Genomic DNA, 516 nt, shown 5'->3' with positions numbered 1-516 from the left:
CACGTCTGACTGGAGTTCAGACGTGTGCTCTTCAAAACCTTGAAAACCTTGCGCAACCGCCGCCATCTGCATTGCTTGAACAGCGCAGCCTGCAGAAAGATATTGTTCCAATGCAGGGACTTTTTCATGCTCGGTTACTTTCGCGATCACGGTAATGACCATTGGGGCACGAAACGGCGCATTTTTCACTTTTTCGATCACGGCTTCATCACTATGGTCTGCAATCGCGGCTTTCACCAAAATATCTGATAGCTTCTTCAAACCATCACCTTGAGCAATCACAAAACGCCAAGGGGTTAAGCCCGCATGGTCAGGAGCACGAAGACCTGCACGAATAATATTCTCCAACGCTTTGCCCTCTGGTGCTGGCGCAGATAATTTGGCGATAGAGCGACGGTTAAGCAAAAGATCGAGAGCTTCCATGAGCGAGTCCTTATTGAATCTAACTGTTATTTTCTTTGCTGCTCACTTTAGCATAATCCTCTCACTCGAATAACAATCTGTTTTTTAGGGATT

At 46.5% G+C, this 516-nt stretch carries 1 protein-coding gene; it reads right to left on the bottom strand.

Annotated elements, in window-relative coordinates:
- The coding region (locus tag R7Z77_RS28465; RefSeq protein ID WP_318137449.1) for an NAD(P)H nitroreductase at window positions 1-423 on the bottom strand (423 nt) is incomplete at its 3' end.
- Window positions 424-516 lie beyond the last annotated feature (93 nt).

The organism is Vibrio sp. 1401, from assembly GCF_033340295.1.
Note: the sequence above shows the minus strand (reverse complement) of the source record. Positions and strands in the feature narration are given on the sequence as shown.